General features: G+C 63.4%; 25 protein-coding genes. 5 read left to right on the top strand and 20 right to left on the bottom strand.

Annotated elements, in window-relative coordinates; genetic code table 11:
* Positions 1-89: 89 nt before the first annotated feature.
* Positions 90-1055 (top strand): 3-hydroxyacyl-CoA dehydrogenase, encoded by a 966-nt coding sequence (locus B3N48_RS06045; RefSeq protein WP_296180701.1) that lies wholly within the window; start codon positions 90-92, stop codon positions 1053-1055.
* 40 nt (positions 1056-1095) lie between these two features.
* On the opposite strand, the gene B3N48_RS06040 is transcribed toward B3N48_RS06045, so the two are convergent.
* Positions 1096-1851: an SDR family NAD(P)-dependent oxidoreductase gene (locus B3N48_RS06040; RefSeq protein ID WP_296180699.1), complete on the bottom strand. Its 756-nt coding sequence runs from the start codon at positions 1849-1851 to the stop codon at positions 1096-1098.
* 329 nt (positions 1852-2180) lie between these two features.
* Here B3N48_RS06040 and B3N48_RS06035 point away from each other — a divergent pair, with 329 nt between their 5' ends.
* The 3 genes from B3N48_RS06035 (at position 2181) to B3N48_RS06025 (ending at position 7679) form a co-directional block, all read left to right on the top strand.
* A complete protein-coding gene (locus B3N48_RS06035; protein WP_296180696.1) occupies positions 2181-3278 on the top strand; it encodes a carboxynorspermidine decarboxylase in 1098 nt (365 codons plus the stop codon).
* A gap of 27 nt (positions 3279-3305) precedes the next feature.
* Complete coding sequence (locus B3N48_RS06030; protein WP_296180694.1) at positions 3306-4544, top strand: saccharopine dehydrogenase family protein; 1239 nt, start codon at positions 3306-3308, stop codon at positions 4542-4544.
* Positions 4545-4889: 345 nt separating this feature from the next.
* Positions 4890-7679, top strand: coding sequence for an ATP-binding protein (locus B3N48_RS06025; RefSeq protein WP_296180691.1), 2790 nt, complete (start codon positions 4890-4892; stop codon positions 7677-7679).
* Between the two features lie 30 nt (positions 7680-7709).
* Here B3N48_RS06025 and B3N48_RS06020 read toward each other — a convergent pair whose 3' ends face one another.
* The 13 genes from B3N48_RS06020 to B3N48_RS05960 are packed head-to-tail and all read right to left on the bottom strand — an operon-like array spanning position 7710 to position 16695.
* A complete protein-coding gene (locus tag B3N48_RS06020) occupies positions 7710-8756 on the bottom strand; it encodes an EscU/YscU/HrcU family type III secretion system export apparatus switch protein (protein ID WP_296180689.1) in 1047 nt (348 codons plus the stop codon).
* A 24-nt stretch (positions 8757-8780) separates the two neighbouring features.
* Positions 8781-9593, bottom strand: coding sequence for a type III secretion system export apparatus subunit SctT (gene sctT / locus B3N48_RS06015; RefSeq protein ID WP_296180686.1), 813 nt, complete (start codon positions 9591-9593; stop codon positions 8781-8783).
* 6 nt (positions 9594-9599) lie between these two features.
* Positions 9600-9869 (bottom strand): type III secretion system export apparatus subunit SctS, encoded by a 270-nt coding sequence (gene sctS / locus B3N48_RS06010; RefSeq protein ID WP_296180682.1) that lies wholly within the window; start codon positions 9867-9869, stop codon positions 9600-9602.
* Positions 9870-9873: 4 nt separating this feature from the next.
* The gene (sctR, locus tag B3N48_RS06005; protein WP_296180679.1) at positions 9874-10527 is read right to left on the bottom strand and encodes a type III secretion system export apparatus subunit SctR; all 654 of its coding nucleotides are present in this window, start codon (positions 10525-10527) and stop codon (positions 9874-9876) included.
* A complete protein-coding gene (gene sctQ / locus B3N48_RS06000; RefSeq protein ID WP_296180677.1) occupies positions 10524-11567 on the bottom strand; it encodes a type III secretion system cytoplasmic ring protein SctQ in 1044 nt (347 codons plus the stop codon). Before sctQ ends, sctR begins: the two co-directional genes overlap by 4 nt.
* Positions 11564-12037: a hypothetical protein gene (locus tag B3N48_RS05995; protein WP_296180675.1), complete on the bottom strand. Its 474-nt coding sequence runs from the start codon at positions 12035-12037 to the stop codon at positions 11564-11566. The genes sctQ and B3N48_RS05995 overlap by 4 nt, the downstream gene beginning before the upstream one ends.
* Positions 12038-12053: 16 nt before the next feature.
* Positions 12054-13376 carry a FliI/YscN family ATPase gene (locus tag B3N48_RS05990; protein ID WP_296180674.1) on the bottom strand — a complete coding sequence of 441 codons (1323 nt, stop codon included), beginning with the start codon at positions 13374-13376 and terminating at the stop codon, positions 12054-12056.
* On the bottom strand, positions 13373-13966 hold the full coding sequence (locus B3N48_RS05985) for a FliH/SctL family protein (RefSeq protein ID WP_296180671.1): 594 nt from the start codon (positions 13964-13966) through the stop codon (positions 13373-13375). The genes B3N48_RS05990 and B3N48_RS05985 overlap by 4 nt, the downstream gene beginning before the upstream one ends.
* Complete coding sequence (locus B3N48_RS05980) at positions 13963-14598, bottom strand: type III secretion protein (RefSeq protein ID WP_296180669.1); 636 nt, start codon at positions 14596-14598, stop codon at positions 13963-13965. The genes B3N48_RS05985 and B3N48_RS05980 overlap by 4 nt, the downstream gene beginning before the upstream one ends.
* Positions 14595-15377: a type III secretion system inner membrane ring lipoprotein SctJ gene (sctJ, locus tag B3N48_RS05975; RefSeq protein WP_296180667.1), complete on the bottom strand. Its 783-nt coding sequence runs from the start codon at positions 15375-15377 to the stop codon at positions 14595-14597. The genes B3N48_RS05980 and sctJ overlap by 4 nt, the downstream gene beginning before the upstream one ends.
* A gap of 3 nt (positions 15378-15380) precedes the next feature.
* Positions 15381-15845, bottom strand: coding sequence for a hypothetical protein (locus B3N48_RS05970; protein ID WP_296180665.1), 465 nt, complete (start codon positions 15843-15845; stop codon positions 15381-15383).
* Positions 15846-15854: 9 nt separating this feature from the next.
* Positions 15855-16076, bottom strand: a complete 222-nt coding sequence (locus B3N48_RS05965; RefSeq protein WP_296180662.1) for a hypothetical protein — start codon at positions 16074-16076, stop codon at positions 15855-15857.
* Between the two features lie 28 nt (positions 16077-16104).
* Positions 16105-16695, bottom strand: coding sequence for a type III secretion protein (locus tag B3N48_RS05960; RefSeq protein WP_296180660.1), 591 nt, complete (start codon positions 16693-16695; stop codon positions 16105-16107).
* 184 nt (positions 16696-16879) lie between these two features.
* Here B3N48_RS05960 and B3N48_RS05955 point away from each other — a divergent pair, with 184 nt between their 5' ends.
* Complete coding sequence (locus tag B3N48_RS05955; protein WP_296180658.1) at positions 16880-17662, top strand: tetratricopeptide repeat protein; 783 nt, start codon at positions 16880-16882, stop codon at positions 17660-17662.
* An 11-nt stretch (positions 17663-17673) separates the two neighbouring features.
* On the opposite strand, the gene B3N48_RS05950 is transcribed toward B3N48_RS05955, so the two are convergent.
* From B3N48_RS05950 to B3N48_RS05925, 6 genes are read right to left on the bottom strand one after another with little or no spacing between them, the layout of a single operon-like run.
* Positions 17674-18105, bottom strand: a complete 432-nt coding sequence (locus B3N48_RS05950; protein ID WP_296180657.1) for a hypothetical protein — start codon at positions 18103-18105, stop codon at positions 17674-17676.
* A gap of 14 nt (positions 18106-18119) precedes the next feature.
* Positions 18120-19454, bottom strand: coding sequence for a type II and III secretion system protein family protein (locus B3N48_RS05945; RefSeq protein WP_296180655.1), 1335 nt, complete (start codon positions 19452-19454; stop codon positions 18120-18122).
* A complete protein-coding gene (gene sctV / locus B3N48_RS05940; RefSeq protein WP_296180652.1) occupies positions 19451-21592 on the bottom strand; it encodes a type III secretion system export apparatus subunit SctV in 2142 nt (713 codons plus the stop codon). Before sctV ends, B3N48_RS05945 begins: the two co-directional genes overlap by 4 nt.
* Positions 21589-21939: a type III secretion protein gene (locus B3N48_RS05935; protein WP_296180650.1), complete on the bottom strand. Its 351-nt coding sequence runs from the start codon at positions 21937-21939 to the stop codon at positions 21589-21591. The genes sctV and B3N48_RS05935 overlap by 4 nt, the downstream gene beginning before the upstream one ends.
* A complete protein-coding gene (locus B3N48_RS05930; protein WP_296180647.1) occupies positions 21939-22298 on the bottom strand; it encodes a hypothetical protein in 360 nt (119 codons plus the stop codon). The genes B3N48_RS05935 and B3N48_RS05930 overlap by 1 nt, the downstream gene beginning before the upstream one ends.
* Positions 22295-23230, bottom strand: a complete 936-nt coding sequence (locus B3N48_RS05925) for a SctD/MshK family protein (RefSeq protein WP_296180645.1) — start codon at positions 23228-23230, stop codon at positions 22295-22297. Before B3N48_RS05925 ends, B3N48_RS05930 begins: the two co-directional genes overlap by 4 nt.
* Between the last annotated feature and the right edge of the window lie 44 nt (positions 23231-23274).

Raw genomic sequence — 23274 nt, 5'->3', positions numbered from 1 at the left:
CTCCTAGACTCTGGCGCATACGTATTCAAACAAGCATTCGCAGCGATTTCCTCAGCCTCCCAGACGACATAACGATAAGAAGGTGAGCCATGAAACATGAACTTGAAACCCTGACCCAAGGTCGCCCCGTTGCCATTGTCGGCGCTGGCCTGGTCGGTTCCGGATGGGCGCTGGTGTTTGCCCGGGCCGGGTTGAACGTGCGGATTTACGACACCAACCCGGCAATTTCCAACGCGGCCGTGCCGCTGATCGAACAGCAGATCGGCGACCTGACCACCCATGGGCTGTTGAGCGAATCGGCCGAGACCATCCTGTCGCGGCTGACCGTTTGCGAGACCCTCGCGCAGGCCGTGGAAGGCGCCATTTATGTGCAGGAATCGATTCTGGAACGCACCGACGTCAAACGCGCCCTGATGCTGGAGCTGGACGCCGTCGCCGCGCCGGACCTGATCATCGGCAGCTCGACGTCGGGCATCCCGGCGTCAGCCTTCGCCCTGGGCCTGAACATCACCCCAAGGGTCGTCATCGCTCACCCCGTCAACCCGCCGTATCTGGTGCCGGTGGTCGAAATCGTGCCCTCCCCCGAAACCGCGCCCGAGGTGGTCGATTTTACTGCCGCCCTGATGGACGCCGTGGGCCAAAGCGTGGTCCATGTGCGTAAAGAGGTCGCGGGTTTCGTACTCAATCGCCTGCAGGCGGTGCTGCTGCGCGAAGCCTGGGCGCTGGTGGAGGACGGCGTCGCGAGCTGCGAGGACATCGACAAAACGGTGCGCGACGGCCTCGGTTGGCGTTGGTCGTTCATGGGGCCGTTCGAAACGATCGACCTCAACGCGGTGGGCGGCGTGGCGGATTATGCGCAACGTCTCGGTCCGCTCTATCGCGGCATCGCCGATTCCCGCAGCCACGAGCAGGAATGGAGCCCGGAATTGATCGCGAACGTCGAAGTCCAGCGTCGCGCGTTTTTGGCGCACGATCAGCTTGCAACGCGGCGGGCGTGGCGGGATCGCGCGCTCATGGCCTTCAGTGCGCAGCGCAAGACGTTCGAGCGCGACTGAGCCGGTTCGCCACCCTGTTGTCGTAGAGGTGGCGAGCGCCTTACTGAGCGGTCCAGCCGCCGTCCACTTTCAGCGACGTACCGGTCACCATCCTGGCTGAAGGGCCTGCGAGATAGAGCGCGGCGCCGATGATGTCCTCCATCTTCGCCATATGCCCCATGGGGATCTTCGAGACCAGAAACGCTTCCTTCTCGGGGGTGTCCACGATCTTGCGCACCATGGGCGTGTCGACGAATGTCGGGCACAGCGTGTTGACCCGTATGCCACGTTCCGCCAGCTCGACGGCCATGGCTTTGGTCAGCCCTTCCACGGCATGTTTGGTCATGCAATACGCCGTGCGATTGGGCGACCCGACATGGCCCATTTGTGACGACACATTGATGATCACCCCGGTGTCCGGCCCGCTATTCCCCAGCATCTTGCGCACCGCGGCCTGCGCGGTCACGAAGCAGGCGCGGACGTTGAGATCGATCGCGATGTCCAGGTGTTCATCCGTCACCTCAAGCATCGGCTCCGGAAAATTGATACCGGCGTTGTTCACCAGAATGTCCAGCCTGGGAAGTGCGCTGATCACGTCGCGAATCGCTACGCGATTTGTCACGTCGCACACCACCGTGGTGACCTGGCCACCCCTGCCGCGAATGACCTCGGCGACCTGATCCAGATTGCATTGCGTTCGGGCCACCAGTACCACCTCGGCCCCCGCCGCACTGAACGCCAGCGCCGTCCCGGCGCCGATTCCCGTACCCGCTCCGGTAATTAGCGCGACTTTGCCATCCAGTCGAAAGGACGGCATTCCCAACGTTTCGTATTCACTCGCCACGGTCTTGTCTCCGGCTGGTTGTTATTGGGGCAATTTGCATACGTATTCAATGCAAAGCATAAAAGAGTTTTCCGCGCTTTGACAGGCACTACTGGGGTCACTGTCACGCGCATGCCGCATCCTCCTGCGAAGGTGACCCTGCCCCTGCTGAACGCTCAAGTGAAAACAAATAGTCGATAGAGCCAGAATTGGGTCACGAACGTCGCATAAAGCGGCAAAAAAACGGTTTTACCCTTTCGATCCCTTTCGAGTGAAGGCACAATCCCCGTCCTTTTTCGGCTGGCATTGCTGGAGGCCACGAAATGATCAAAACGCCGTACTACCTCATCGATAAAGAAAAGCTGCTGCGCAACATGGAGAAGATCGCGTACATGCGCGAGCACTCCGGTGCGAAAGCCCTGCTGGCACTCAAGTGTTTCGCGACCTGGTCGGTGTTCGACCTGATGCAGCAGTACATGGACGGCACCACGTCTTCTTCTCTTTATGAGCTGAAGCTGGGTCGCCAGAAGTTCGAAGGCGAAACCCACGCCTACAGCGTCGCCTGGGCAGACGACGAGATCGAAGAGATGCTCGCCAATTGCGACAAGATCATCTTCAACTCCATCAGCCAACTGCAGCGCCATGCCCCGGCCTGTGCCGACAAAGTGCGCGGCCTGCGCGTGAATCCGCAGGTCAGTAGCTCCGATTATCTGCTGGCCGATCCGGCGCGTCCGTTCAGCCGTCTGGGCGAATGGGACCCCGAAAAGATCGAACAGGTGATCGAGCAGATCAGCGGCTTCATGTTCCACAACAACTGCGAAAACGGCGACTTCAGCCTGTTCGACCAGATGCTGTCGACCATCGAAGAGCGTTTCGGCCATCTGCTGCATAAAGTCGAGTGGGTCAGCCTCGGCGGCGGCATCCATTTCACCGGCGAAGGCTATCCACTGGACGCATTCTGTGCGCGCCTGAAGGCGTTTTCGCAGAAATACGGCGTGCAGGTGTATCTGGAACCGGGCGAGGCGGCGATCACCCAGAGCGCTTCGCTGGAAGTCACCGTGCTCGACACCCTGTACAACGGCAAACACCTGGCCGTGGTCGACAGCTCCATCGAAGCGCACATGCTCGATCTGCTGATCTATCGCCTCGACGCCAAGCTGGCCCCGAGCGAGGGCGATCACACCTACATGGTGTGCGGCAAATCCTGCCTGGCGGGGGATATCTTCGGGGAATATCGATTCGATCGTCCGTTGACCATCGGCGATCGGCTGTCGTTCGTGGATGCGGCGGGTTACACCATGGTCAAGAAGAACTGGTTCAACGGCCTGAAAATGCCGTCCATCGCAGTGAAACAACTCGACGGTACAGTCGAGGTGGTTCGTGAGTTTGGTTTTGACGATTACCTGTCCAGCCTTTCCTGACGCTGGCACAAACGAGAGAGGAAAAAATTGAAGAAGAACGTTCTTATCATTGGTGCGGGAGGTGTCGCCAAGGTGGTGGCCCACAAGTGCGCGCAGCACAACGACGAACTCGGTCGTATTGCTATCGCGTCGCGTAACATCTCCAAGTGCCAGGCCATCATCGACAGCGTCAACGCCAAAGGCAGCCTCAAGCAGCCTGCGGAGATCAAGGCCTATGCCCTGAACGCGCTGGACATCGAAGCGACCAAGTCGCTGATTCTGGAGACCGAATCGCAGATCGTGATCAACGTCGGCTCCTCGTTCCTCAACATGTCTGTCCTGCGTGCGTGCATCGACACCGGCGTGGCTTACCTGGATACCGCCATCCACGAAGAGCCCGGCAAAGTCTGCGAAACGCCGCCCTGGTACGGCAACTACGAGTGGAAACACCTCGAAGAGTGCCAACAGAAAAACATCACCGCCATCCTCGGCATCGGCTTCGACCCGGGCGTGGTCAACGCCTACGCAGCCCTGGCGCAGCAAGACTATTTCGACCGCATTGATTCGATCGACATCCTCGACGTCAATGCCGGCTCACACGGCAAATACTTTGCCACCAACTTCGACCCGGAAATCAACTTCCGCGAATTCACCGGACAGGTGTGGAGCTGGCAGAACAGCCAGTGGACCAGCAACACCATGTTCGAAGTCAAACGCACGGACGACCTGCCTGTCGTCGGCGCCCAAGACCTCTACCTGACTGGCCACGATGAAGTGCACTCGCTGTCGAAAAACCTCGACGTGCCCAACGTGCGTTTCTGGATGAGCTTTGGCGCGCACTACATCAATGTGTTCACCGTGCTGAAAAACCTCGGCCTGCTGTCCGAGCAGCCGGTCAAAACCGCTGAAGGCGTCGAAATCGTTCCGCTGAAAGTGGTCAAGGCCGTGCTGCCAGACCCCGCCTCGCTGGCGCCGGGCTACACCGGCAAGACCTGCATCGGCGATCTGGTAAAAGGCACCAAGGACGGCAAGGCGCGCGAGGTGTTCATCTACAACGTCGCCGACCATGAAGAAGCCTTCGCCGAAACCGACAGCCAGGGCATCTCCTACACCGCGGGCGTCCCACCTGTCGCCGCCGCCCTCCTCGTCGCCCGTGGCGAGTGGGACGTGAAGCGCATGGTCAACGTCGAAGAACTGCCTGCCAAGGCGTTCCTGAAAGCCCTTGACGTGATGGGTCTGCCGACCCGCGTCAAGGATGAGAACGGCGATCGTCCCTGGGACGCGTAAGTCGTTAAAACAGGTGCGCCCGAGCGGGCGCACTCTGTTTACCCCCTCCCACCCACCCCTTAATTGCTCGCGTGGGCTGACCCTCGGCCGGGCGGACGCAAGGCACTTCACAATTTCACTGACCGTAATTTGATGCAGCCTTATCGCACGATAGTGCGATTTGTCATACGCGCGCTGCGCCGTACGTGCTAGACAACCACCAAAGAAACAGCCTTTCGAGAGCCATCGCCGATCGACGACTCAAAACAGTAACCAATCTATCGGAAACTGATACATACCCGTTGATTACGAATGCAGGCTGGCGCCGTGAACTGGCACCGTAGGTCCTCATCCTGAAGGTATGCGATGAATTTCGACCGGTTCTCTCCCGAACAATCAGACGCTGAGACAGGTCTGGAGAATGCGCTTCCGGATGACGCGATTGGTTTTGGCCCGTTTGTGCTCATCCCCCGGCATCACCAGTTGCTGAAAAACGGCGAGCCGGTGCCGTTGGGCAGCCGGGCCATGTTGCTGTTGATCGCCATGGCCACACGCCCCGGCGAGCTGCTGGAGAAGGCCGAGTTGCTCGGTCTGGTCTGGCCGAAAGTCGTAGTCGAAGAATGCAACCTGCGCGCGCAGGTCCTCACCCTGCGTCGTGCGTTGGGCGATGACACCGACGCGGCCTGCATCGTCACCGTGCCGGGCCGTGGCTACCGCTTCGTCGCGCCGATCACCACGGCCACATTGCCTGACGAACAGTCTTTGCCTGCACCGCAGCCGCCCATACAGCACAGCACTCGCCAGGTATTTGGCCGGGACAAGCTTCTGAACGTGCTGGGGGAGCAACTTGAAACGCGGCGCTTTGTGACCCTCACCGGTCATGCCGGAATCGGCAAGACCACCGTCGCCCAGGCCCTGGCCGACCGGCTGAAAACCCGGTATCCGCAAGGCGTGATTTTCATCGACCTGGCGCCCGTGAGTCGCGGCCAACTGGTGCACGTGGTCATCGCCGCCGCGCTGAAGATCGAGTGCGACGCCGACGCCCCGTTGTGCGGCATTGCCCGACGGCTGGCGGCGAGCAAGGCGCTGCTGATTCTCGACAACTGCGAACACGTGCTCGAAGACGCCGCCACGGCTGTCGAGGCCATCCTGCGCGATGCCCGGCATTGCGCGGTACTGGTCACCAGCCGCGAGCCGCTGCGGGCGCAAGGCGAATGCGTTCATGATCTGGCGCCCCTGCCCTTTCCCCCGTACACACCGGATCTGAACCGCGAGCAGGCGATGGAGTACCCGGCCATTGAATTGTTGGTCGAGCGCATTGCCGCGCACGATCTGACGTATGTATTTCAGGACCGCGATGTCCAATCCGCCGCCGCCATCTGCCGCAAGCTGGACGGCAACGCGCTGGCCATCGAAATCGCGGCCGCGCGGGTCAAGGCCTTCGGCATCGGCCATCTGCCGGACATGCTCGACGGTGTCTTTCGACTGCAGATGACCGGCCGCCGCACAGCCCTGCCACGGCACCGCACGCTGGGCGCGGCGCTGGACTGGACCTACGCGATGCTGTCGGCGCAGGAGCAGGCGTTGTTGCGTCAGTTGTCGGTGTTTACCGGCCTGTTCACCCTGAGCGCCGTGCAAGCAGTGACCCAGGTACAGGCCCAGGACCTGGCGCAGCTGATGGAAAGCCTGCTGGACAAGTCGCTGGTGATGTCGCACCCGCGTCAGTCGATCAAGCGCTATCGCCTGCTGGAAACCACGCGCCTGTATGCCGCACAGAAACTCGCAGAACAAGGCGAAACCGATTCGCTGGCGCTGCGCCATGCGGAGTGGGCCCTCGAGGAGCTTCACAATTCGGTGCAGGATTTGCCCAAGACCACGCCTCAGGCGTGGATCGCACGCTATGGTGCGGCCGTCGACAGCGTCCGCGCAGCCCTTGAGTGGGCCTACTCGGCCGATGGTGATCGCGAGCTGGCGGTCGAATTGACGCTGGTGAGCGCGCCCCTGTGGCTACGCCTGTCGCTGACGGCCGAATGCTATGACTGGGTCAGTCGCGGCCTGCAACCGGTCGGCGATCACGCACCGGTCACCCAGCACCAACGCATGCTGTTGCTGACCATTTCAGCCAGCGTCATGACACTCGCGTTTGGCGGCGGCAGCAAAATCCGTGAAGCCTGGCTGCAGGTCGCCGATGACGCACGGGCGCTGGGCGATACCGAGCATCAACTGCGGGCGCTCTGGGGCCTGTGGAATGACCAGAGCTGCGGCAACCAGTACCTTGCCGCCCTGGAGCTGGCCGATCAGTACGTCGAGCTCAGCAAGGAGGGCCGCCGTAGCGAGCGGCAGTTGCTGGGGTTGCGCATGCGGGCCAGCGCGCAGTTCTACATGGGCCGTCTGAAAGAGGCGCACCGTTCGGTGGTCGAGGCCTTGAGCGCACCATGCTCCGCGCACACCCACCTGATCGACCTGCATTTCGACCAGCGCATCGCGGCGGGCTCGCTTAAGGCGCAGATCCAGTTGCTGCAAGGCGATGTCGGTCCTGCCCTGTCGGCCCTCGAACAGAACGTCAGCCAGGCCATCAGCCTCAATCACCCCGCCACGCTGTGGTACACCCTGACCCTGAGCGCCATTCCGATCACTTTGCTCACGGGACGACTGCACAAGACCCGCCATTACCTGTCGGTGTTGCAAGACAGCATGGAGGGCCACGATCTGTACCTCTGGCGCCACTTCGCCCGTGGGTTCGAGCAGATCCTGCTGATTCGTCAGGGCGCTGCCGAAGAAGCGGTGCCGTATCTGGGCGAAGTGCTGGAGCAATTGCGCGATCAGGGTGGAAGCCCCCTCGACAGCCTGCTTCGATGCGAGTACGCGCAGGGGCTGGCCCTGCTGGGGCTGAACCACCGCGCACTTGAACTGATCGACGAAACACTGCAAACCGCCATCGGACGCGAAGAGCGCTGGATGATCCCGGAACTGTTGCGCATCAAGGCGCAGCTGCTCGCTGAGGATGAAAGCCGCTGCACCCTGGCCCATCAAGTGCTCCGACAGGCCCAGAGCGAAGCCATCGCTCAGGGCGCGAGCTTCTGGTCGACACGGCTATGCATCGACCTCAACCGCCTGGAGGAAGCCGACGACCGGGTTTGCGCACCGGAGGACTGACGGCCCCTCGACCGTCGTTCGCTTTGGCGTTCAGATCAACCGCGCCGCCACCAGTAAGTCGGCCACGGCCTGAAAGGTGGTGTCGGGCACCGGATCGCCGGGGACGGAGCGCCGGGCGATCTCACTGGCCAGCGCCGGGTCCATGGCATGGGCGATACCCAGCGTCGCCGCCTGGACGAGCATGGCCCCAGCCTCTTCAGGCTCGGCGCGGCAGACCACCACCGGCACCGGCGTTTCACCGCGTACGTAACGCACGCCGATGACCCAGCTGTCTGTCGTACCGATCATCAGCGAGGCGCGGGCCAGTCCCAGTTTGGTCGCCAGAGCCTGCATTTCCCGACGCTGACGCTGGCGTTCGCTCTTGATCAGCGGGTCGCCGTCCACGTCCTTGCGCTCACGCTTTTGCTCGCTGCGGGTCATCTTCATGTCGCGGCCGAACAACCAGCGCTGCATCAGCACATCGACTCCGCCGACCAGCAAGAAAGCCGCCAGCACGGTAAACATCAGCGGCTTGAGCACCAGAAAAAAGGTCGATTCGATACAGCCCGCACCACAGCGCGATGACTCCATCAGCGCCTGCAGCGCATGTCGCCCCACCACGTAAAACGCCAAGGCCAACAGCACCAGCTTGACCAGTCCCTTGAGGAACTCGACGAAACTGCGCATGGAGAAAATGCGTTTGAAACCCTCGGCCGGGTTGATCCGTTTGAACTCCGGCTTGATCGGCTCTACCGAAAACACCATGCCACGCATGGTGATGATATTGGTCAGGACCACCACGGCCACCGTCACCGCAACCACCGGCAATGTGAGGGTCAGCACCAGTTGTTCGGCGGTGTCGAGCACCCGCGGCCAGACGCTGTGAAACGGCTCGATGTAGATCAGAGCCACCATGTCCAGCAGGGCTGTTACCTGTGCCTGAGCCTGCGGCAGGAGGATCGAAATGCATAGGGTGCAAAACAGGATGACCATCCCCGAGACCAGGTCCTGACTCTTGGCCACCTGCCCTTTTTGCCGGGCGTCACGCAGCTTTTTGTCCGTGGCCGGCTGGGATTTCTCTTCGCTGCTATCGGCCATGCCGACGCCATTCCATGCGCGGGATCATTGCGAACCTGCCAGGGTTTTGAGGAATTCCACGGTGCCGCGAAATTCCGCCAGTTGATCGAGCATCACCGGGATCAGGAAGCCGATGTAGATCACCATCAACACCGTGAAGAACAGATTCTTCACCGGCAGCGACATGTCGAAGATGTGCAGGCTGGGCGCCATGCGTGACAGGTAGGCGAGCATCAGGTCCGTCACCAGCAGGCAGATGATCAGCGGCGCGACCATGATCACACCGACCCGCGACACCTGATCGAGTATCGACAGCACCGCCATCAGCGCAGAGCTGGCGAACAGCGGCGTGAAAGCGGTCACCGGCCACAGCTGATAACTGTGGTAGTAGCCGTCGACCATCATGATGAAGCCGCCGGACATGAAGAACAGCGCAATGAGCATCACCGTCAACAGCGTCGCCATGACGCTGGATTCGCCGGATGCCAGCGGATCGAGCAGTTGCGCCATGGTCGAGCCGCGCTGCAGGTCCACCAACTCGCCCGCCACTTCGGCCGCCCAGAACGGAATGCCGAACAGCAGCCCGATCAGCACGCCGATCAGCAACTCCTTGATCATCAGGCCCGCCAACAGAAAGGCGCCGTGCTCCGGCAGCGCGGTGAAGGCGTCGAACACCGGTATGAACATCGGCACGGCGATGGCCACGGCCACGCAACCGCGGATCATGCCGGTCAGGCCGAGGCGGTTGAAGGCCGGGGTGATCACCACCACGCCCATGGCCCGGCTGGCCGCCAGCGCAGCGGAACTGATGACCGGGTAGGCCACTTCGAGAAAGGCATTGGCGACGTTGACGTCCATGGTCAGTCAGCGCGTCCAGGCGGGGAAATTGTCCAGCACCTCGCTGCCCAGTTCCAGCACCTGGCTGGCCAGCAACGGGCCGACGAAAACGATGACCAGCAGCACCGCCACCAGCTTCACCACCTGCGGCAGGGTCTGGTCCTGGATCTGCGTCAGGGCCTGCAGCAAGCCGACACTGAGGCCCACGACAATGGCGATGCCCAGCGCTGGCGCCGACAGCAGCAGCACCGTCATCAGCGCCTTGTTCATCAACGAAAGAAAGACGTCCTGGCCCATGTGTTCACCCGTAGCTCAAAATCAGGCCGTGCATCAGCCGCGACCAGCCGCTCAAGGCGACGAACAAAAAGATCTTCAGCGGAATCGAAATCAGCGTCGGCGACACCATCGACATGCCCATGGCCATCAAGACGTTGGCGACCAGCAGATCCACCACCAGAAACGGGATGTACAGCAGAAAGCCGATCTCGAATGCGCGGGTCAGTTCAGAGCTGACGAAGGCCGGCACCAGCACCACGAGGTCGTCGTCACGCAGTTCGGCGCGGGCCGCCGGCGACCAGATCGTTTCGGTGGCCTGCATGAAGAAACCGCGCTCGCTCTCGTTGGCAAAGCGCGACAGATGCGCCTGCAGCGGCGGCCTGAGGGCGTCGCCAAACTCTTTCACCTGCGCGACGTTTTCCATGTTCAGGTCACGGCCTTCAACCTGCCGGTACATGTCGCCGATCAGGGGTGTGGTGACGTAGACCGAAAGGATCAGCGCAATGCCGTACAGCACCAGGTTGGGCGGTGTTTGCTGCACCCCAAGGGCATTGCGGATCAGAAACAGCACTACGGAAATCTTCATGAAGCCGGTCAGGGTCACCACCGCCAGCGGGATCAACCCGATGGTGGCGACGACCAGAATGATTTCAATCAAATTGGGCTGGTACCCACTCATGGCGTGACCAGGCTCAACAGACGGACGCCAAGGCCATCACCCATTTTCACCAGTTGGCCCTGACCGATGCGTCGGCCTTTGACCATCAGGTCCACCTCATCATGCACATGGGTGGTCAGCTGCAACACGCTGCCCACGCCCATGTCCCGCAATTGCGCGAGCGACAGCTCGACACTGCCCACCTGACACACCAGTTTCAACAGCAGCTCATCCAGTGAGCTGTCGACAACGGACTCGGAAGTGGAATCAGTCATGCACGTTTCCTTCACAGAGGTTAGGGCCATCGGTTTTTCGAGCAGCGTTGCGGTGTGACCTTCCATCGTGGCCCGAGCCTGTAATCGATCGCTCAGGCACACACGGACCTGATCGACAGGCCAGGCATCGAGCATCACCACATCGCCGGGGCGCAGGCTGCGCAGTTCGGCGACGGTCAGCGGTGCCTCGCCGGCCTCGACGCTGAGGCGACAGGTCAAGTTGTCCAGACGATGCGCGGCAGGCGGCAAGTGTCGCTCCAGCCATTGCACCAGCCACTGCGCGGCGTCCGCACTCAGGTGCAGCGCCACGAGCGTCGACGCGCCGTCGCCAAGGGTCACCTCAAGCGTCACGTGCAGCACGAACGGCTCGCTGTGAGCGATTTCGGGCGCCTCCACCACCTGCACAGGCTGCCCGGTCGAACGCTCCAGAGGCTCGATGAAACCGAGCAGCGCCATCTCCAGCAGCAGAGCGCCAGACAGTCCGGTCAGGTCTTGAAGGGGGAACGCCGACAGGTTTAGTGCAGCCAGCGCCGAGACTGGCAGTTGCAGCAGCAGCGCAGCGCTGCCGAGCGTCAGGTGAACGTCCAGCGCGGCGTCGGTGACCGGCGTAACACCCGCCCAGCTCACCGTGACCGGCTGCCCGCCACAGATGCCCTGCCAGGGCAGACGATGGCGATGCAGACGGTTGTTCAGCGCGAGCCACTGCGGGTCGCACGCCTGCAGCCAGTCCAGCGTCGCTTCCGCGTCCGGCCCAGAGGCGCCGGGTACGTTTTCACGACACGTCATGCACGGTTCCCCGATGACACCACGGGCAGGTCTTCGGCCTCGTCACGGCGCTCTGCGCTCTGACGCTCGCTGCGCAGGCGGTCGCCCAGCAACGCATCGCATGCCTCAGCCTGACGCTGGCGGGCCATGCGCACCGCCCGAAACACCTCCCGCTCGCGCTCCTGCGCCGCCAGCGCCTGCTCGTTCAGATCGACGTTGGTTTCCAGCTCACGCTGGTTGTCGGCCAATTCGTCGAGATGCTCCTGGGCCGCTTGCCAGGCACTCACCGAGAGGCCTTCGCTGAAGTTGCCGTAAATCTGTTCGGCCTTGCGCGCCAGCGCTTCGCGGTGCAGACGCAGCTTTTCTTTGGCGTCATCCAAGGCTTCGTGGCTGTCGCGGCATCGTCGCTGCTGGGCCACCAACTGGCTGGACGCACGTTGTTCGCGCAACTGACGTAATGCCCGCAGGCTGCGTAAGTCGTGGGTGTTCATGGGATCTCCGGAAACGTCATGCCAGAACCTTGCGCATGTGGTTGAGCGTCTGTGCCTCGCTGCTCGATTCCGAGGCGGGCTGACGCAGAAAAGCTTCGATGGCGTCGTGTCGTTCGATGGCTTCGTCGGCCAGCGGGTCGCTGCCCGGCGCGTATTCGCCCACCCGAATGAGCATTTCGATTTCATTGCGCCGCGCCATCAGGTCGCGCATGCGCATGGCCATGCGGCGTTGTTCTTCGCTGGTCACCTGATCCATCAGACGACTGCGGCTGCGCAGCACGTCCACGGCCGGAAAGTAGTTGCGCTGGGCCAGTTCAGCGCTGAGCACGATGTGGCCGTCGAGAATCGAGCGGGTTTCTTCGGCCACCGGATCGCTGGCCACATCGCCTTCGGTGAGCACGGTGTACAGCGCCGTGATGCTCCCGATCGCGCCGGGTCCGGCGCGCTCCAGCAAGCGTGGCAGCGCAGAGAAAAAAGACGGCGGATAGCCGCGTCGAGTGGGCGGCTCGCCGACTGCCAGACCGATCTCGCGCTGGGCGCGGGCAAAACGGGTCAGGCTGTCCATGAGCAACAGCACGTTGCGGCCCTGATCGCGGTGATATTCCGCCAGCGCGGTGGCGACGAACGCGGCCCGTACCCGCTCCGCTGCCGGACGATCCGACGTCGCGACCACGGCCACACTCCGCGCACGGGCCTGGGCATCGAGCTGGACGTCCAGCAGCTCGCGCACCTCCCGGCCGCGCTCGCCGATCAGGCCAATGACGATCACATCCGCCGAGGTGTGACGCACGATGCTGGCCAGCAAGGAGGATTTACCCACGCCCGGCTCGCCGAAAATCCCCATGCGCTGCCCTTGAGCGAGGGTCAGCAGACCGTCGATGGAGCGCACGCCGAGGGACAGCGGCTTGACGATCAATTGCCGGGCAAACGGCGCGGGAGGCTCGGCGTGCAACGGGTAGCGCTGCCACACACCCGGCGGCGCCTCGCCATCGAGAAAATCGCCCATGGGGCTGATCACCCTGCCCAGCTGCGCATCACCCACGGCGACACCGAGGGTCTCACCGGTGGCGATAATCTGCGTGCGCGTCGACAACCCTTCCATCGAGCCGATGGGCGACAGGATCGCTTCATCCTGCTCGAAACCGATGACTTCGGCGGCCAGACTGCGACCGTTGCCGGGGTCGCGTAGCTGGCACAACTCACCGATGCGCACCCCGGCCACACTGGCGCGCAGCAACACGCCGCGAATGCTGCGCACGGTGCCTTTCATGGGCCGTGGCCGGGCATCGCGCAGGCGCTCGGTCAGACGCGCAATGACGGGATCAAGACCGGCGCTCACGGCTGCGCCTCCTCGATGAACGGCAGCAGGCTGCGGCGCAGGTTGCTCAGTTGAGCGTCCAGCCCAAGCTCCACCGAACCCACCGGGCCACTCAGACGCGCGTGTCCGCCGGGCAGCTGTTCATCAGCCTCGACCGCCAGTGGCGGCAGGTGGTCAAGGTCCGCTTTCAGCCGTGCGCGCACGGCCTCGACTTGCAGCGAGGGGACGAACAGCGTCAGTCCTTGATCCTGACGAAACGCAGTCAGCGCCTTGCGCGTGCAGCGCAAAATCCGCTCGGCATCGTCCATGCCGTCCAGCACCTCGCGCACGATGTTCAGTGCCAGGTCGGCCAGCGAAATTTCAAGCCCGCTGAGCCAGGCATCGGCTTTTGCGCTGGTCTGCGCCAGCAACATCGCGACCTCTTCGGCACCCTGCTGACGTGCGTGTTCGAAGCCCTCCTCACGAACTTTTTCCAGCCACTGGGCGCTGTCCTCACGAATGCTTTGGGCCTGCGCCTCGGCGGCGCGGACAAAGGCATAGCCGTCGATCCACAGATCAGCCTGCTCGGCGCGAATGATCCGCAGCGCGGGGCGATTCGGCAGCTCGCTCATCCGGCCACCTCTGCGCGTGGTTGAGCCATGGCCGAGGCTGCTCGACGCACGATATCGACACCCGCGCCAATCGGCGCGCCTTCGAACGACGGCAGCTCAAGGCGCAAGCGCAGCCAGATCTGCAGCTCGGCAGGCAATTGCTGCCACCACGCGGCTACGCAAAGGGCGCCATCGCGATCGATTGCCTGCACCAGATCTGCAGGCTGGCGCAGCAGGTCCGCGGCTCCGGCGGCTACACGATGCGCCAGCGCGGTCGTGAACACCTCATCGCTCAATAGGCTGCGCAACGTGTTCACCACGTCGCTGCGAATGTCTCGGCTCAGGGTCGCCGAGTGCCAGATCGCGCCGCACAGACGCGGCAAGGCCTGGAACGCAGCAGGCGACAACAGTAATACCGGCAGATCGGCTGCCTGCGGTGGTGGGGTTCGGGCCAGCGTCGGCAGGTTGAAACGGGCCGTCAGCACCTGCGCCAGACGCCCCTGAAAACGAGGCGTGTTGCGCAGGTTTGCGTATTGCTGATCGCTCAGGGCATCAGGCAGACAGTCGCGCAGCGCCTGAGGCCGGACGAAGCTCAACGGCTGATCCAGCAACGCCTGCCAGACCTCATGCTGCACCTCGGGTTGCGAGCTCATCGCGCATCCTCCAGCACATACAGGGCATCGGCACGGCGACGCTGCCACTGCTGCCAGGCCAGCACCCCGGCCAAGCCCAGCACGCTCAGCAGCAAGGCACCGAACAGCAATCGCGCCCGCGACAGGTCGTCTTCCAGCAGCCATATGCCGAGGAAGCTTGTCAGACGAGGCTGGGCGTTGGCCTGATGGCTGGGCACGGCGGCCTTGATCGCGGTGACCGACACGCCGTCGTAGCTCAGCCCGGCAATGCCATTGGCGACCAGCGTCTTGATCTGCGCGATTAGCGGGTTGATGTCGATGGCCGGGTCATAGCGCACCAGCACCGAAGCCGACGAAGGTGAGATGACCCGCTTGAGCAGGTCGTTGTCGGGCAGCACCACGTGCACGCGGGCCGAGAGAATACCGTCGATTTGCGACACGCTGTGGGACAGCTCTTCGCTCAGGGCATACACCATCTGCGCCCGCTCCTGAACTGGCGAGGACACCAACCCGTTGCTCTTGAACACCTGGCCCATGTTGGAGAACGCCTGGCCTGGCAGCCCGGCTTCGTCCAGCGCCGCCATGGCCTGGGCAAAGCGTTTTTCGTCGACCACCACCGACAACTGGCCGTTGTCCTGCACCTTGCGTGACGCCGGGATACCTTCGCGCAGCAGCACGGCGACCATGGCGTTGGCTTCGCGCTCGCCAAGGTTGGTGTACAGAGCGGTGTCGCAGGCCTGCAACAGGCTGGCGAAGACCACGACAATCAGCAGACGCAAGGCACGACAACGGCTGGACATGGATTATTGACCTTTCAAAAGCGTGTTGGCGGAGCCGGAAATCTGCGTAGCGCCGCGCACCACCATCTGGGTTTCGATGGAGTAATCGAACATCCGCCCCAGCGAATGAACGATCTGATCGACCTGCTGCTCGCCGACCTTTTTCGTCGGCTGCCCGTCCGCGGACGGCGTCGGCGCCGAGGCCAGCCGCTGCGGATCGGCGGCCGCAGTCGGGCTGCCCGGCGCATTGCCGCGGGCCGTGCCGTTGGCCAGACCTTCAGCGCGCTCGGAGAAAGTGCGCGAGCGATCGATGAAGCCGTTCAGGCGCTCCATCAACCCTTCACCGATCTGATGGGGGCTGGCGCCTTGCGGCATGCTCTTGGCGTTGCTGGCCATGTGCTCAAACAGGTTCTGAGACGCCTGCACACCGGCAGGCCCTCCTGACGGCGGCAATGCCGCCGTGGCGGGTGCAGCAAGACTGGCAGTCATGAGCGCGACCTATTCTTCGTCGTCTTCGGAGGACTGGGCCTCGTTCAACATTTCCTGGGCCTTGGGCATGATGATGAACTGCCCACCGATGGTGACCGCCTGGGTGATCAGGGCATCGTTGAACTCTTCGTCGCTCATCTCGGTTTTGGACTTGTCCACCGCGGCGTTGAATTTCGCTTCAGGCGAGGTGCTGACGCTTGGGGTGCTGCTGTCGACAGGACTGACGGACATCGCTGTACTCCTTTTTCAGGTTGGGATTTCAGTTGCTCACTTCGGTAACCGTACTGCCGCGAAACACGCGCACGCCGCGCTCCCGTACCACGGGGGCGGCCACGGGGCGTCGCTGCTGATCAACGTGTTGCTGAACCATGCTCAGGTAAGCCGGGGGCCCTGATACGAACAGTTCGTCGCCATTGGGGCCGACACGCGAAGACAACTGTTTGCCGTACACGTCCAGGCTGTTGAGCCAGTTTTCCAGTTGCGCGGAATGCGCCTGCGCGGTGAACAGCCGAGTACCGGTTTCGGTGTCGCTGCTCAGGTAAAGAATGTTGCCGTCGTAGTACCAGCTCAGGCCGTTGGTGTCGCAGAGCCGGGTCAGGAACTCCCCTGCCGACCGGCCCCGCAAAGTGCTGCGTGCCTTGCCGCGAACCTTGTCCGACATCACCACGATCAGGCCCAGGTTGTGGCCGAATTCCTCAAGCGCAGCGCGCACGTCCTGCTCGACCAACACGTACGCATAAGGTTGCTCGAACCACTGGGGGTTGATGCTTGATGCCTCGTCGGCCAGTGCCACACCCGGCACGACCAGAGCCAGCCACAAAGCCAGCGGCAGCGCGAAACGGTTAGCCATGGCAGCGATTCCGACAGCGATAATCGAGGGGCGTCGAAGGCGTGCGAATCGGATGCAGATAACGGTCGCCTTCACGTTTCAAGTGGATAGAATGGAAAACCTTTCGGGAGAGCCGACCCGGTCGCACAGCGACGCTGCGTGATCGACTCGAGGCCCCGCCGTTCTCGACCCAAGAGCCTTGTCCATGTCCAATCGCTTTCTCCGCACCTTGATGTTGTCTGGCAGCGTGATGCTCGCCGCCTGCGCAAGCCAGCCGGCCCCGGACAGCAGCTACGAACGCTTCATGCGCCTGGCCGCCGACCTGGAAAAACGCGGCGATCCGGCCACCGCTGCCGGGCTCTACGATAAAGCCACGCAACAGCCCGAGGCACAGCAGCAGGCCTGGCTGAAGCTGGGTGAAACACGTCTCGCCAGCGGCGATGCCCGAGGCGCAGAACGCGCCTACCAGCAGGCGCTGGAGCTCAAACCGGAGGACCCCGATGCGCTGCTGGGCTTGGGCACTGCGCAGTTGCGCGAGGGCAAACTGGACCGCGCCGTGACCGTGCTGACCCAGGCCAGTGCGCGAGGCGATCAGCCGCAAGCGCTCAACCGGCTGGGCATCGCGCAGATCTTGCGCGGCCACGCCGAAGAAGCTCAGTCCGCCTTCGGCAAAAGCCTGGCGCTGACGCCCAATGACCTCGACACGCGCTGCAACCTGGCCCTCGCCTACGCCCTGGGCGGCCAGTCGCAACAAGCGTTGAGCACCATTGCCACGATCGGCAGTTCGGCTCGCGCCCTGCCCCGCCATCAACGCAATCAGCTGCTGGTTACGGTGCTCGCCGGACACGACAGCGACGTGCAGGCGTTGCGTCTGGACGACATCCCCGCTGCCGAGCGGCAAAAGCTGCTGACCGAGGCGCAGCGGATCAAAGCCATTCAAGACCCGCAAACCCGGGCCCGCGAACTGGGACTGATCGACAGCCACTGAACGACGCCCGTTCATTGCGCCTCCTGCTTGTCGGCCTTGGCCTGCTGCTCTGACTGACGCCGACGCAGCTCTTCACGGTCATACCCGTCGATATACACCTGCGCCGCCCGCCCGACCGGAGCGGCCATGGTCGGGCCGCTCGCCCGGCCCTGGAGCAGATCTTCACGCCGCTCGACCATCTGCAACAACGTGAGGTTGTTGGCACAACCGGGGGGCAGCAACGCGACGAAAGTCTCTTCGTCGGTGTCGAATGCGTCCGCGACCGAGGGCTTCAGGCACTCGTCCGGAATCAGTTCGACGCGGCCGTCTGCGCGGGTCATGGTCCGGTAGTCCGGCGAATAGGACGCAGGCTCCAGATGCGTCTGGCAGCCGCCGAGCAGCAACAGTGCCAGCCCGATGAATCGCTGCGAATGAAAGGGTCGCAATGACACTGTGCGCTTCATGGTTGCTCCCCCGTTCATTTCAAGTAGAAGCCGAACATGCCGCCGTTGCGCGGCCCGGCAGACGCCGTGGTCGCCCCCTCGGGGCGGGCATCCAGCGGCGTAGCCAGCGTGCGCGCGCGAACCGGCTGCACCAGGTACGGCGTGATCAGAATCACCAGTTCGGTTTCGTTGCGCTGAAAACGCTTGGAGCGGAACAGGTTGCCGAGGATCGGCATCTCGCCGAGCATCGGCACCTTCTCGACGTCCTGACTGCTTTCGCGTTGGAACAGCCCGGCGATGGCGAAAGTCTGGCCGCTGCCGACTTCCACCCGGGTATCCGCGCGGCGAACCCGGAAGGACGGCACTTGATAGCCGCTGACGTTGACGGTGTTCGACCCCATCAGGCTGCTGACTTCCGGGCGCACCTGCAGGGCGATGCGGTCGTTGGGCAGCACGGTCGGGCTGAACAGCAACGACACGCCGTACTGCTTGTACTCGATGCCCACCAGATCGCGGTTGACCGGCACCGGCACGGCCACTTCGCCACCGGCCAGAAAGCTTGCGGTCTGGCCGGTCATGGCGGTGATGTTCGGCTCCGCGAGAATCTCCAGAATGCCGTTGCTTTGCAGGGCTTCCAGCATGGCGTCGATGTTGACGTTGCCGGAGGACAGCCCCGCGCTGATGACATTGGACGCGCCACTGGCCGCGTCGGCCGCCAGCGCACCGCCGGTCAACAGGCCGAACGAGAAGGTGCCGTTGTTGAACAGCGCGTTCCAGTTGACGCCGTAGCGCAGCAGCTCGGAACGCGACACCTCGGCAAAACGCACGCGAATGTTGACCTGCGCCGACCCCGGATACGAGGCGCCATTGATGGCCGTCTTGAAGTCCTGGCCTTCGGTGCCGAGCAAGGCATTGAGGTCTGTCGCTTCGCCCACGCTGGCGACATTGCCGCTGGCCAGCACACGATTGCCCGCGCCTTCGATGCGCACGGCGCTGCCTGGGTTGAGCGACTGCAATGGACGACTGACCGCACCGGTATGGCTACTCACCGCAAGGCTCAGCGAAGCGATCTGCTCACCGTCGGCACCGAGTGCGATCAGACTCGTCTGTCCGGGCGCCTTGCCGAAGACATAGATCACGCCCGGCGACACCACCTGCAAGTCCGCGATGCCCGGCTCGGCCACCATCACTGCATCCACCGGGGCCTTGAAATTGAGGATGCGTCCTTCGCCTGCGGCCAGCTCAACCGTGCCGCTGGCACCCCGGCTGATGGTCTGGGCCTGCGCCGTCGAAGGCGCTGTCAACGCGGTGATCAGCGCCAGGCAAGCACCCAAAAAAACAGCTGAGCGAAACAGTGAAAAATACGTCATGAGGCAGTCGCCAAGGGAGTATTCGCAGCGCCGCTGGGCGCGCGGCGGTCGGTGATTTCGTTGAGGCTGACCGTGCCCACGGCCTGCAGGTTGTATTCGCCAGACAGTTCGCGGAACGACAACACCGCCAGTTCCAGCTCGCCACGCACGATCAGCCGGCGCATGGCCCGGCGCAGTTCCGGGTGCACCAACAGCACCGTGTTCTGCTGCTCGGACAAGCGTTCGCAGGCATGGCGCAACTGCACCAGCAAAGCGCGGTTGGTGTGTTCGGCAAAGGCATCGCGGTTGTTGTCCTGACGACGCAAGGTCGCGCGCAATTGCTCCTCAAGCCCCGGAGTCAGCACGAACGCGCTGATCACCCGATTGCGGTCAGCGAACTGATGGCTGATCTGCCGCGCCAGCGCCACGCGCAGCTGTTCGGCCAGGCGAATCGCGTCGGTCTCGCGGCCGCCCCACTCCACCATCGCTTCGAGCAGCGCCCGTTGGTTACGGATCGACACGCCCTCGGCGATCAGCAGGCGCAGGGTTTCTGCGATCCGCTGCAATGGCACGTTGCGCAGCACTTCCTTGATCAGCTCGCCGTAGCTGCCTTCCAGGCGTTCGAGAATCGCCCGGGTCTCCTGGATGCCGAGGAAGTCGGCGGCGTAGCGGCCCAACGTGCGCTCGACCACCGCGCGCAACACTTCGTCGATGCGCAGGAACGCCACCCCCGCGTCCTCCAGACGGCTCTGGTGATGCTGCTCGATCCACTGCCCGGGCTGACGGCTGAGCGGTGAATCCGCTTCCAGCGCCGGCACGTCCAGCAGTTGCGCATGCACCAGGTCGTCCTTGAGCAGCAGGCAGTCCACGGGCAGTTCACCTTCGCAGACCGGCACGCCCTCCAGTTCGATGACAAAACGGTGGGCGGCCAACGCCGGATCGACGAACACTTCAGGCACCGGCACCTCGATGCCCAAGTCGCCACGCACTTCGTGACACAGGGCTTCGATACGCTGGCGCAAAGGCTGCGGGGGTGCCGACGCAGCAAGCGCCGGCCCAATGCTGAGCAGAATGCGGCTGTCCAGCGGCTTACTCAGCATCTGCACCGGTTCAGGCGCCTCAAGCTCGGCCTGCGCCGCCTCGAAGACTTCAGGCTCGGGGGCGGCCTCAATGACCCGGCTACGGCGGAACATTACCCAGGCTGACGTGCCTAGCAACGCCGACAGGCCGATGAACACCAGCGACGGGAAGCCCGGCAGCAACGCGACGCCTAACAGAATCAACGCGGTCAGGCCCAGAGCCATGTGGCTGTTGCCCAGTTGCTGAACGATCTCGCTGCCGAGGTTTCCCTGTGTGCCCTCGCTGTTGACCCGGGTCACCACCGTACCGGCGGCCACCGAGATCAGCAGCGCGGGAATCTGTGCGATCAGCCCGTCGCCCACGGTCAGCAGCGAATAGGTATGCACCGCTTCGCCGAACGCCATGCCGCGCTCCAGCATGCCGATCAGCATCCCGCCCAACAGGTTGACCGCGAGGATCACCAGGCCTGCGATGGCATCGCCCTTGACGAACTTCATGGCGCCGTCCATCGCACCGAACATCTGGCTTTCGCGCTCCAGACGCGAACGGCGGCGGCGGGCTTCGTGCTGGTCGATATCGCCGTTGCGCAGGTCGTTGTCGATGCTCATCTGTTTGCCGGGCATGGCATCCAGCGTGAAGCGCGCCGCGACCTCGGCCACCCGCTCGGCCCCCTTGGTGATGACCACGAATTGCGCAACGGTGATGATCAGAAACACCACCAGGCCGACCACCACCTGCCCGGCGATGACGAAATCACCGAAGGCCTTGACGATATGGCCAGCGTTGCCGTCCAGCAGAATCAGGCGCGTGGTGGTGATCGACAGTGCCAGGCGAAACAGCGTGCTCAGCAGAATCAGCGGCGGCAGCGCCGAGAATTCGACCGAGTGCGAGATGTAGAACGCAACGATCAGGATCAGGATGCTCAGCGAGATGTTCAGCCCGATCAGCACGTCCACCAGCCAGGTCGGCAGCGGGATGATCATCATCACGATGGCCATCAGCATGAAGGCGACGATGATCACGTCACTGCGCCCGGCCGCCACACGCGCCAGGTCGTTGAAGCGGTTCATGATCGTCATTGCGCGGTTCTCCGGGCGCTCAGATAGTCTTTGAAACATTGCCGCGCCTCTTCCCTGCGGGCAGCGCGCCACAGTGCCCGGCTGCGTAACAGCAACAGTCCCGCCGACTCGCCCTCAAGCGCCGCCAACCGCTCGATGGCGCGCAACGCCCGCTCCGGCTGCCCGCCCTGGGTAAAGGCTGCCGCAAGGCTGCGCAGCAGGGCGGGATCGTCCGGCGAGAGGTGCGCGGCGACCAGCAGCATCACCAGCCCGCGCTGGGTCTGGCCGCCCCGGCGATACAACTCGCCCATGCCTTTGAGCAGTTCGGAGGCGTCCTGTCGTTTGCGACGTGGCAGGTTCGCGGTCATCAGGCCTGAGCCTCGGCGCGCTGCTCTTCCAGGCTGCGGCGCAGGTCGATTTCTTCGCGGATCAGCGCCTGCGCCAGTTCACGAACCTGGGGTTCGGCATCCAGCTCGGGCACCACGTACTCCAGGACGTACTCCAGAAGCTCCACCGAGCGCGCGGTACTGAACAGCTCCGGATTGATGCCCTCGACGGCCGAAGCGCTCTCGGCCTCTGCGCGCAAGGAACGGCGAGCGCGAACCTCGCGCTTGCTCAGAACGGCGTCGAAACGCGCGCCCTGACGAGGGCTGACCGGCTGGATCGGGTCAACGGCAGCAGGCTTTTCGGAAACGCTGGGCAGCGATGGGCGCGGGTCGATTTTCATAGGGTGAAGGTGAACCGCTCTTCGCCACGGGCCAGAATCACCTGATCGTTCTCGATGCGCTCCAGCGTCCAGTCATCCGCCACTGTGGCACCGGGATACAGGCGCTTGCCGTCCTCGTTGACCACGTAGGGATCCGGACCGAACCAGACCGCCTGAAAGCGCACCCTGGGGGTCGCCACTTCAGCGCGGGCCGTCACCGCCGTGTGCAGCACCACGGCCTGCCCAAAACGGCTGTCGAACGCTTGTTGCACCGCCCTCCAACGCGCTTTGCTGGCAGGGTCGTAGCTGCCGCGCACGCTGAGTTGGCCGCCAGTCTCACTGACCTTGATCTGATTGAGCCCGGCCGTTGCCAGTTGTTTTTCCAGCCACATGCCCGCGTCGGCGGCGTCCGCGCTGTGCTGACTGGCAGTGGTTACAGGCAACGGCGCCGGGGCTGCCTGCGCAAGGGTATGAGGCTCACCACGAAAGGCAAACGCCCCCACACACAGAAACATCAGCGCCAGCGCGATGATCCAGTGAGGCTTGAACGGGAGTGGGTACGTAGGTTTGTCGGCACGAGGGCGCTCGCTGTCAGCGTCGCTCAACGTCAGTGATGCCGTGCCCAGACGAATGTCCACCGGGAGGTGGGCACGATGACCACTGCCCAGCGGAATCCTGATTTCGCGGGCATTACGCCCGATCACGAGGATCTCGCCGCCCAGCGCCTCGACCGCCACCTGCCCCTTGGAAAAACGCAGGGCCATGTGCCGCTCGACAATGCCAGCGTCACTGAGCAGCAGGTCTGCAGAACCGGCGCTGCCGACGATGTAGGCCGCCTTGTCCAGCGACAGGCAGACACCCTGATGCAACCCCCGGGTGATGCTGAGCAACGGCGCGCGTTTACCGGGCACCGTGGAGGCAAGTGTGGAAGTCAGTGAAATCTGGGCTGTCATGTCGAGTTACCCGAGTGATGCGCGCAGGCAAAGGCGAGCTAGAC

It is taken from the genome of Pseudomonas sp. UBA1879, assembly GCF_002338065.1.
Classification (GTDB): domain Bacteria; phylum Pseudomonadota; class Gammaproteobacteria; order Pseudomonadales; family Pseudomonadaceae; genus Aquipseudomonas.
Note: the sequence above shows the minus strand (reverse complement) of the source record. Positions and strands in the feature narration are given on the sequence as shown.

Coding starts and splice junctions, on each gene's coding strand:
- B3N48_RS05960 (WP_296180660.1), bottom strand. CDS start 16,695: ATGGCTAACCGTTTCGCGCTGCCGCTGGCTTTGTGGCTGGCTCTGGTC.
- B3N48_RS06025 (WP_296180691.1), top strand. CDS start 4,890: ATGAATTTCGACCGGTTCTCTCCCGAACAATCAGACGCTGAGACAGGT.
- B3N48_RS06040 (WP_296180699.1), bottom strand. CDS start 1,851: ATGCCGTCCTTTCGACTGGATGGCAAAGTCGCGCTAATTACCGGAGCG.
- B3N48_RS05965 (WP_296180662.1), bottom strand. CDS start 16,076: ATGTCCGTCAGTCCTGTCGACAGCAGCACCCCAAGCGTCAGCACCTCG.
- B3N48_RS06045 (WP_296180701.1), top strand. CDS start 90: ATGAAACATGAACTTGAAACCCTGACCCAAGGTCGCCCCGTTGCCATT.
- B3N48_RS06020 (WP_296180689.1), bottom strand. CDS start 8,756: ATGGCCGATAGCAGCGAAGAGAAATCCCAGCCGGCCACGGACAAAAAG.
- B3N48_RS06035 (WP_296180696.1), top strand. CDS start 2,181: ATGATCAAAACGCCGTACTACCTCATCGATAAAGAAAAGCTGCTGCGC.
- sctS (WP_296180682.1), bottom strand. CDS start 9,869: ATGGGCCAGGACGTCTTTCTTTCGTTGATGAACAAGGCGCTGATGACG.
- B3N48_RS05995 (WP_296180675.1), bottom strand. CDS start 12,037: ATGAACACCCACGACTTACGCAGCCTGCGGGCATTACGTCAGTTGCGC.
- sctQ (WP_296180677.1), bottom strand. CDS start 11,567: ATGACGTGTCGTGAAAACGTACCCGGCGCCTCTGGGCCGGACGCGGAA.
- B3N48_RS05945 (WP_296180655.1), bottom strand. CDS start 19,454: ATGACGTATTTTTCACTGTTTCGCTCAGCTGTTTTTTTGGGTGCTTGC.
- B3N48_RS05985 (WP_296180671.1), bottom strand. CDS start 13,966: ATGAGCGAGCTGCCGAATCGCCCCGCGCTGCGGATCATTCGCGCCGAG.
- B3N48_RS05955 (WP_296180658.1), top strand. CDS start 16,880: ATGTCCAATCGCTTTCTCCGCACCTTGATGTTGTCTGGCAGCGTGATG.
- sctR (WP_296180679.1), bottom strand. CDS start 10,527: ATGAGTGGGTACCAGCCCAATTTGATTGAAATCATTCTGGTCGTCGCC.
- sctV (WP_296180652.1), bottom strand. CDS start 21,592: ATGACGATCATGAACCGCTTCAACGACCTGGCGCGTGTGGCGGCCGGG.
- sctT (WP_296180686.1), bottom strand. CDS start 9,593: ATGGACGTCAACGTCGCCAATGCCTTTCTCGAAGTGGCCTACCCGGTC.
- B3N48_RS05930 (WP_296180647.1), bottom strand. CDS start 22,298: ATGAAAATCGACCCGCGCCCATCGCTGCCCAGCGTTTCCGAAAAGCCT.
- B3N48_RS05980 (WP_296180669.1), bottom strand. CDS start 14,598: ATGAGCTCGCAACCCGAGGTGCAGCATGAGGTCTGGCAGGCGTTGCTG.
- B3N48_RS05970 (WP_296180665.1), bottom strand. CDS start 15,845: ATGACTGCCAGTCTTGCTGCACCCGCCACGGCGGCATTGCCGCCGTCA.
- B3N48_RS05925 (WP_296180645.1), bottom strand. CDS start 23,230: ATGACAGCCCAGATTTCACTGACTTCCACACTTGCCTCCACGGTGCCC.
- B3N48_RS05950 (WP_296180657.1), bottom strand. CDS start 18,105: ATGAAGCGCACAGTGTCATTGCGACCCTTTCATTCGCAGCGATTCATC.
- sctJ (WP_296180667.1), bottom strand. CDS start 15,377: ATGTCCAGCCGTTGTCGTGCCTTGCGTCTGCTGATTGTCGTGGTCTTC.
- B3N48_RS05935 (WP_296180650.1), bottom strand. CDS start 21,939: ATGACCGCGAACCTGCCACGTCGCAAACGACAGGACGCCTCCGAACTG.